The organism is Lichenihabitans sp. Uapishka_5 (assembly GCF_033947565.1).
GTDB lineage: Bacteria > Pseudomonadota > Alphaproteobacteria > Rhizobiales > Beijerinckiaceae > Lichenihabitans.
This window is the reverse complement of sequence record NZ_JARPVX010000150.1, coordinates 1-4,299: the sequence shown is the minus strand read 5'-3', so window position 1 is coordinate 4,299 and position 4,299 is coordinate 1. Positions and strand designations below refer to the sequence as shown.

The window sequence follows — 4,299 nt, the reverse complement described above, 5'->3', positions numbered from 1 at the left end:
TGGCGCTTGTGCTGCTTGCACAGGAGGCAGCCAGAGCGGGTTGACTTGGGGCGTCACGGACCTGTCAGGCCGTCTTGAGTGCCTCGATCTCCGCCAGGGCCTTCTGGACGGAGGCCGCGCGCTGATCAGGACCGATCGCGATGCCTTCCGCCACGATCACCTCGGGATTGGTAATGCCGATGAAGCCGAGAACCGTTCGCATATAGCTTTCGGCGTGCTCGAAGCTCTGATGGGGCGTGCCAGGGCCGTAGAAGCCGCCGCGAGCGATCGTGAGAATCACCCGCTTCCCGCCTGCCAATCCCTCGGCCCCCTTTGCGGTGTAATGAAACGTCTTACCTGCGACCAGAATGCGATCGATCCAGGCCTTCAGTTGGCTCGACACTGTGAAGTTGTAGAGGGCCACGCCGATCACGACGACGTCGGCGGCCAGGAACTCCTCGAGGATTTTCCCACCAAGTGCGAGGTCTTCCTGCAAGGCTTGGTCATGCTGCACATCCGGGCTCTGTCCGGCAAGGTAGCGACCGGAAAGGTGCGGGATGGGCGATGCCGCAAGGTCCCGGTAGATGACGTCGCCAGAAGCGACCTTGAGCTGGGTGATCGTTGCGGCCGAAAGCCGGCGGCTCACGGAGTTGTCGCCCAGGATGCTGGAGTCGATGTGGAGTACGTTCATGAACATCCTCAGAGAGTATCCGTTGGTGACCAAGGCTCAATAGATGACCTTGTCGGCCCACCGCAAGGAAGCACACCGATCGGAGCGGGCATACAAATGTAACGAGCTGGACCCTCAGCCGTCGACCAATGCGAGCGGAAGATGGGCGGGATTCGGTATCGACCCCGACGGGAACCCCGGGCCCTCGCCTCAGTCCTGAAGCTCCAGGATGGCGGAGGGAGCCGGCTTCCACGCGGGGGTCAGCGCGAGTTCACGTCTAACCTCTCCCAGCAAGCTGCGGCCCGAAGGTGTCAGGCCGTAAAGAACCACCACTCTTGTGGATTCGCCGTCAGCTTGCATCCCGGTCGAGATGGAGCACCAACCGCGCTTGACGCACCGTCCAATCGGACCAGCCGTCACCGGCTTCGGACCATCCAGAAGCGTCCTCATCAACGCAAGTTCGGCTTCGCGCGGCGTACGCATGTTTAATGGGCCTCGATTGGGCCGGACGTCTTCTGCGGCTTCTTCAGCAAGGCTACAGCTGCAAGGCTGATGATCAAGCCGACCCCGATGATCCAGAAGGCGTCGCTGTAAGCCATCACGTAGGCTTCGCGCCGCACCTGCGTGGCGAGCAGGCCGAGGGCTTGCGCCCGGGCCATCGCCAGGTCGTGCACATGGGCCTGCATGCCCACGATCAGGCCCGCCTGTCCGCCGTCAGGGCTCATGAGACAGACTGAGGGGTTTCGACGAGGGAGGGTTTCTGGCGCATCGTAGCCCTCAAGGAGCGAAGATGAGCCAGAAAGCCGGTCAGGCAAAGCCACCAGCCGAGACGGTGGTCAAGGAGATCCGCCGTGCGACGCGGAAGCACTATTCGGCCGAGGAGAAGATCCGCATCGTGCTGGAGGGTCTGCGCGGCGAAGACAGCATCGCGGAGCTGTGCCGGCGCGAAGGCCTTGGATCGAACATCTACTATCGATGGTCGAAGGATTTTCTGGAAGCCGGCAAGAAGCGCCTGGCTGGCGATGCCGTGCGCGAGGCGACCTCGGACGAGGTGAAGGGACTGCGTCGCGAGCCCTCCGCCTGCCACTCCACTCAGCTGCGCTGAGCGGAGCCCCTGGCAGGCTCCGCCCTGGCCCTGAAGGAAGCCGTTGCCGACCTCACGCTGGAAAACCGGCTGCTCAAAAAAAGCGTGACCGGCAGTGGGGACGACAACGCATGAGGTACCCTGCAGCCGAGAAGGTTGAGATCATCCGGCTCGTCGAGCAGTCGCACCTGCCGGTCCGGCGCACCCTGGAGATGATCGGCATCCCGCGGGCCACCTTCTATCGCGGGTACGATCTCTACCAGACAGGCGGTCCCGAGACGCTGGAGGACCGCTCGCCTCGGCCGAGCCGGGTGTGGAACCGCATCCCGGACGCGATCCGCGACAAGCTCGTTCACCTCGCCCTGGAGCAACCGGAGCTGTCACCACGTGAGCTGGCGGTGCGCTTCATCGACACGGAAAGCTACTTCGTGTCAGAGGCTTCGGTGTACCGCCTGCTCAAAGCGCACGACCTTATCACCAGTCCGGCCTTCATCGTCATGAAGGCGGCCGACGAGTTCAAGGACAAGACCACCGCGCCGAACCAGCTCTGGCAGACGGACTTCACCTATCTCAAGGTGAGTGGCTGGGGCTGGTTTTACCTGTCGACGGTGTTGGACGACTTCTCGCGCTACATCGTGGCCTGGAAGCTCTGCACCACCATGGCGGCCAGCGACGTGACCGATACCCTGAACCTAGCTTTGCAGGCCTCAGGGCTCGAGCAGGTGGCCGTCGTTCACCGTCCCAGGCTCCTGTCCGACAACGGGCCGTGTTACGTGTCGGGCGAGCTGGCGCAATGGCTCGAGCGGGAACGCATGCACCACACCCGGGGCGCCCCGTTCCACCCTATGACCCAGGGCAAAATCGAGCGCTGGCACCAAACGCTCAAGAACCGCATCCTGCTGGAACACTACTATCTGCCCGGCGACCTGAAGGCCGAGATCGCCACCTTCGTCGATCACTACAACACCCGGCGCTACCACGAGAGCCTGGACAATCTCACGCCCGCCGACGTCTACACGGGACGTGGTGACGCCATCCGGCTTGAACGCCAACGCATCAAGCGGCAAACCCTTCTGCATCGCCGCTTGCAGCACATCCAGCACGCCGCGTAACATCAACCCAGGTGCGCCAGAGTAGTCCTTCGTTCACGCCGCCAGCTGTCCCAAAAACCCTGACTACGGACACTGGCGGCAGGTCGGCGAGGGGCTCGGGCTCGATGTCGCAGCGCCCATGCGTATGACGCTCGCCAAGCAGATGGCCGACAAGGCGCCGCTCTGGTCGGCCATGGTCGCGGAGCATGGACTTCGCGATACCCCGTACGACAAGCTCGTCGGTTGGGGCTTCGGGGACTTCATCTTCAACACCGAATTCGACGTGATCTCGGACATGGGGAAGATCCGGCGCGCCGGCTTCAACGAGACCGTCGACAGCGGCGCGGCGCTCCTCGCCGCAATCCGCAGGTTGCAGGACAAGAAGGTCCTTCCCCGCTTCTAACGGCCCGCCCTCTCGAAACCATCGTCCTCCCGCCGACCACTCGGTCGGCGGCGGCGCACATCTGCGCCCTAACAAGGAACACCATCATGCGCCTTCACGATCAGCGCGTCGTCGTTATCGGCGGCACCTCCGGCATGGGCATGGCCCTGGCGGAAAAAGCTCTTGTGGAAGGAGCGTCTTCGGTCGTGGTCGTCGGCCGCACCAAGGAAGGAGCCGAAAAGGCGGCATCCCGCTTAGGGGACAAGGTGGCCGCGATGTCGCTCGACATTGGCAACGAGGCCGAGGTCGCCGCCTTTTTCAATAAGGTCGGGAACCTGGACCACCTGGTGACCACGGCGGCCCAACTCACCTACGGGCCGCTCGCTGAACTGAAGACCGAGGCCATCGAGCAGATGCTCGCCTCCAAGTTCTGGGGTCCGTTCTTTGCGGCGCGTTATGCGGCGCCGCGCCTTTCCGCAAGCGGCTCGATCACCTTCTTTTCGGGCCTCGCGGCTTACCGTCCCGGACCCGGCACGTCGGTCGTCGCATCGCTCAATGCGGCTCTGGAGGGCTTCGCCAAGGCGCTGGCCGTCGAACTTGCGCCGGTGCGGGTGAACTGCATCTCCCCTGGCGTTGTCGAAACAGCGGGCTGGAACTTCATGCCCGAGAAGGACCGTCTCGCGCTGTTTGATCATCTGAGGATGACGCTTCCTGCGCGCCGCATCGGCGAACCGGCCGACCTCGCCGATGCCGCAGTGTCCGTTATGACAAACCCCTACATCACGGGGACGGTGCTGGCCGTCGACGGAGGCGGAAGCCTTGCCTGATCAACCGCCTCTCCTGCGGTCCAGGCTCAGGCGAGCCCGATAATGCCGGAAAGGACGTCGCGCATCGTTTGCGGGCGACGTCGAAGCAGCGTCTCCAACGCGGGATCGATCACTGCAAAGTCGCCTCGCCGGGCGACGCGCCACTGTCCGTTGTCAGGCTTTTTGGGACAGCTGGCGGCGTGAACTAAGGGTGGGTCCGGCGCACCTGTGTTGTCAAATCGCTTCCAACGACGACCCCCATTTCGCGTCCAATCCCGACCCCTCTG

4 protein-coding genes and 1 pseudogene are annotated in these 4,299 nt (G+C 63.6%); 3 read left to right on the top strand and 2 right to left on the bottom strand.

Going from position 1 to position 4,299, the window contains the following annotated elements; translation table 11 throughout:
* Nucleotides 1–64 precede the first annotated feature (64 nt).
* Nucleotides 65–670, bottom strand: a complete 606-nt coding sequence (locus P7D22_RS22450; protein WP_319936477.1) for an FMN-dependent NADH-azoreductase — start codon at nt 668–670, stop codon at nt 65–67.
* A gap of 464 nt (nt 671–1,134) precedes the next feature.
* The gene (locus P7D22_RS22445) at nt 1,135–1,374 is read right to left on the bottom strand and encodes a hypothetical protein (protein ID WP_319936476.1); all 240 of its coding nucleotides are present in this window, start codon (nt 1,372–1,374) and stop codon (nt 1,135–1,137) included.
* 65 nt (nt 1,375–1,439) lie between these two features.
* On the opposite strand from P7D22_RS22445, the pseudogene P7D22_RS22440 reads away from it, so the two are divergent.
* The 3 genes and pseudogenes from P7D22_RS22440 to P7D22_RS22430 all read left to right on the top strand — a co-directional run bounded on the left by P7D22_RS22440 (nt 1,440) and on the right by P7D22_RS22430 (nt 4,033).
* Nucleotides 1,440–2,845: pseudogene (locus P7D22_RS22440) on the top strand (IS3 family transposase).
* 124 nt (nt 2,846–2,969) lie between these two features.
* Nucleotides 2,970–3,227, top strand: a complete 258-nt coding sequence (locus tag P7D22_RS22435) for a hypothetical protein (RefSeq protein ID WP_319936475.1) — start codon at nt 2,970–2,972, stop codon at nt 3,225–3,227.
* An 86-nt stretch (nt 3,228–3,313) separates the two neighbouring features.
* Nucleotides 3,314–4,033, top strand: coding sequence for an SDR family oxidoreductase (locus P7D22_RS22430; protein WP_319936474.1), 720 nt, complete (start codon nt 3,314–3,316; stop codon nt 4,031–4,033).
* Nucleotides 4,034–4,299 lie beyond the last annotated feature (266 nt).

Bases quoted from the DNA above. Each gene is read 5' to 3' on its own strand.
- P7D22_RS22450 (WP_319936477.1), bottom strand. From the start codon at position 670: ATGAACGTACTCCACATCGACTCCAGCATCCTGGGCGACAACTCCGTG.
- P7D22_RS22445 (WP_319936476.1), bottom strand. From the start codon at position 1,374: ATGAGCCCTGACGGCGGACAGGCGGGCCTGATCGTGGGCATGCAGGCC.
- P7D22_RS22435 (WP_319936475.1), top strand. From the start codon at position 2,970: ATGACGCTCGCCAAGCAGATGGCCGACAAGGCGCCGCTCTGGTCGGCC.
- P7D22_RS22430 (WP_319936474.1), top strand. From the start codon at position 3,314: ATGCGCCTTCACGATCAGCGCGTCGTCGTTATCGGCGGCACCTCCGGC.